The organism is Stenotrophomonas sp. Steno-C18, assembly GCF_056393195.1.
Map to the genome: position 1 here is coordinate 1 of NZ_JBWJOX010000031.1, position 556 is coordinate 556.

A 556-nucleotide genomic window follows, 5' to 3' on the forward strand; every position below is an offset into this window, starting at 1 on the left:
ACAGGCCGCCAACCTGGAAGAGACCGCTGCCTCGATGGAGGAACTGACCTCCACCGTGCGCCAGAACGCCGAGTCGGCCCGCCAGGCCAACCAGCTGGCCATCGGTGCCGCCTCGGTGGCCTCGCAGGGTGGCGAGGTGGTCAGCCAGGTGGTGACCACGATGAGCGCCATCGAGGCTTCATCCAGGAAGATTGCCGAGATCATCTCTGTCATCGATGGCATCGCCTTCCAGACCAACATCCTGGCCTTGAACGCCGCGGTGGAAGCGGCGCGTGCCGGCGAGCAGGGCCGCGGCTTCGCCGTGGTCGCCTCGGAAGTGCGGACCCTGGCCCAGCGCTCGGCCGGCGCGGCCAAGGAGATCAAGGGCCTGATCGAAGACTCGGTGGACAAGGTCGGCGAAGGCTCGGTGCTGGTGCACCAGGCCGGCACCACGATGGGGGAGATCGTGGCCTCGGTGCAGCGCGTGACCGACATCATGGCCGAGATCTCCGCCGCCTCGCAGGAGCAGAGCGCCGGCATCGAGCAGGTCAACCAGACCGTGATGCAGATGGACGAG

The 556-nt window shown here is 67.6% G+C and carries 1 protein-coding gene; it reads left to right on the forward strand.

Annotated elements, in window-relative coordinates; translation table 11 throughout:
* Positions 1 to 556: methyl-accepting chemotaxis protein (locus AC06FE_RS19575; RefSeq protein ID WP_478074000.1), on the forward strand; the 556-nt coding region annotated here is incomplete at both ends.